At 43.7% G+C, this 2,750-nt stretch carries 2 protein-coding genes; both read right to left on the reverse strand.

Annotated features, from left to right (window positions below; all coding sequences use genetic code 11):
• Positions 1-214 precede the first annotated feature (214 nt).
• Positions 215-1,138: an RluA family pseudouridine synthase gene (locus B5F71_RS19115; protein ID WP_087213502.1), complete on the reverse strand. Its 924-nt coding sequence runs from the start codon at positions 1,136-1,138 to the stop codon at positions 215-217.
• A 12-nt stretch (positions 1,139-1,150) separates the two neighbouring features.
• Complete coding sequence (gene rlmD, locus B5F71_RS19120; protein ID WP_087213506.1) at positions 1,151-2,575, reverse strand: 23S rRNA (uracil(1939)-C(5))-methyltransferase RlmD; 1,425 nt, start codon at positions 2,573-2,575, stop codon at positions 1,151-1,153.
• Between the last annotated feature and the right edge of the window lie 175 nt (positions 2,576-2,750).

Consider the following 2,750-nt stretch of genomic DNA (forward strand, 5'->3'; position numbering starts at 1 on the left):
TGACGAAGAACAGGAGCGAAAAAGACCAAAAAATCGCCCAAAGCACACACGAAAACGGATACATCAAGCCAAGAAAAACTTTTTGGAGAAATTCAAAACAGCTTCTTAGAGTCTGTTTAAACTTTGCTTAGGTTTATTTTGCAAATTTTATTCGTCGGATAGCCCGCTATCATTCTCATAAAATCGAGAAAACATCCTCGAAAACAGTTTTTTCTTATCTTCTTAGCATCAATGTCTTGAAAGGAGTGGGGTATGGGGTCTCAAACTCCATCCATTCGTGTGTTACTGGATGGTAAAAACACAATTTAAAGGCATGAAGGGCCAATCTTTCCAACGGATTCATTTCGCATCCATAACGTTCGTCTCCTACAACGGGATGCCCTAATGATTGCATGTGTACGCGAATCTGATTTTTCCGCCCCGTTTCCAGTTGCAATTCCAATAACGAAAAGCCATTGGCACGCTTGATGGTGTGATAATGAGTCACCGAATATTTGCCTCCGTCATCTACCGGAGAGGAACTTACGTATAGCTTACGGTCGGTAAGCCAAGAACATACCGTGCCTTCATCTTGTTCCATCTCTCCTTGTACAATTGCTACATAGCGGCGGTCGCGCACAAGGTCGTGCCAGTTATCACGTAATGTATGCTGCGTTTTTTCATCTTTGGCATACATCATAATACCTGATGTTTCCCTATCCAGGCGGTGGACGACATAAATCCGGTTCCCTTTATGAATCCGTTTTACATACTCATTTAATATATGTTGTGCCGTCCGCTCTTTTTGACGTTCTGTAGCAACCGAGAGCAACCCTTCTTTTTTTTCGACAACGATGATGTATGCATCTTCATACAAAATCTTCAGCATCGGATGATGGAATTCGTGTTTGTGCTTTTCCCGGCTGATTTGCACACACATGCCCGGTTGCAACGGATAATTGTAAAGCGTCTGAATCGTATTGTCCACCAATACCACCCGGTTAGTCAATAAAGCTTTAACCCGTGTGCGGCTTATTCCTGCCATTTTCTTCATCAGGAATTCCATCAATCCGGCAGGTTCGGTTACCCGGTAAGTTGTATATTTCGAAGTAGCATGCGCCTTAATAGGCTTGTTTGTCTTAAAGTCTTTTATTGCCACGTCTATTATTTTTTAATGAATTTTCTTTTCTAACAATACCACATTTTCCACATGATGCGTATGTGGAAACATATCTACCGGCTGGACTGCCTTTACTTTATATTTCACATCGAGTAACTGCAAATCGCGGGCTTGTGTAGCCGGATTGCAACTCACATAAACGATGCGTTCCGGTTCTGCCGCCAATATCACCTGAATGACATCGCCATGCATGCCTGCCCGAGGCGGGTCGGTAATGATCACATCGGGCCGTCCATGCGTGCGGATAAAATCTTCGGTCAGGATATCTTTCATATCGCCTGCATAAAACAAGGTATTCTTTATGCCGTTCAATTCTGAATTGACTTTGGCATCCTCTATCGCTTCGGGCACATATTCGATTCCTATTACCTTTTTAGCCTGACGGGAAACGAAATTAGCGATGGTTCCGGTTCCGGTATACAAATCATATACCAGCTCATTGCCCGTTAATCCGGCAAAGTCACGGGCTACCTTATATAAATTATAGGCTTGTTCTGAATTGGTCTGATAGAATGACTTGGGACCTACCTTGAACCGAAGCCCTTCCATCTCTTCGAAAATATGGTCTTTCCCTTTGAATACGCATACATCCAAATCGCCGATTGTATCGTTGCATTTGTTATTGACCACATATAATAAGGAGGTGATTTGAGGGAACTTGTCCGCCACAAATTGAAGGAGTTCCTTCATTTTCTCCAATTCCTCGTCATTCACAATCTTGCATTGCAACAAGACCATCAACTCTCCGGTCGAAGAAGTGCGTACCATCATATTGCGCAACATGCCTTCTTGCGTGCGCAGGTTGAAAAAAGCATACTGATGTTCGTATGCATAGTCGCGGATAGCGTTGCGGATTTGATTGGAAATATCATCCTGGAGCCAGCATTTCTCGATGGCAAGTACTTTGTCGAACGCACCGGGGATATGAAAACCCACTGCATTCATCTGCTCGTATTTCACATCCTGCTTCACTTCTTCTTCGGTCAGCCAACGCTTGTTCGAGAATGTGAATTCCAGCTTATTGCGATAATACATCGTCTTTTCCGAACCGATGATGGGGCTGATTTCCGGCAATTCGATTTTCCCGATGCGGGTCAGATTGTCATACACTTGCTTTTGCTTGTACCGAATCTGGTCGGCATACGCCAGACATTGCCACTTGCATCCGCCACACACACCGTAATGCTCGCAAAACGGCTCTGCACGCATCGGAGACTTTTCGTGCAACTTTACGGCTACAGCTTCCGCATAATGGTTTTTCTTCCGCTTGACTTGCAAATCGACAACATCGCCCGGCACTACGTATGGCACAAAGATGACCAAATCATTCACCTTGGCAACAGCTTTTCCCTCTGCCGCCACATCCGTTATCGTTACCTTTTCCAGTAAAGGAAGTTCTTTCTTCTTTCTTGTCACGTTGTTTTTCTAATAAATCAAGTTTGCGTGCAAAGGTAAGCATTTTCCTTCATATTCCGGAAAGATTTTAGAAGCTGTTTTGAATTTCTCCAAAAAGTTTTTCTTGGCTTGATGTATCCGTTTTCGTGTGTGCTTTGGGCGATTTTTTGGTCCTTTTCGCTCCTGTTCTTCGTCA

Origin of the sequence: Bacteroides sp. An269 (assembly GCF_002159755.1) — a bacterium.
Taxonomy (GTDB): Bacteria; Bacteroidota; Bacteroidia; order Bacteroidales; family Bacteroidaceae; genus Phocaeicola; species Phocaeicola intestinalis.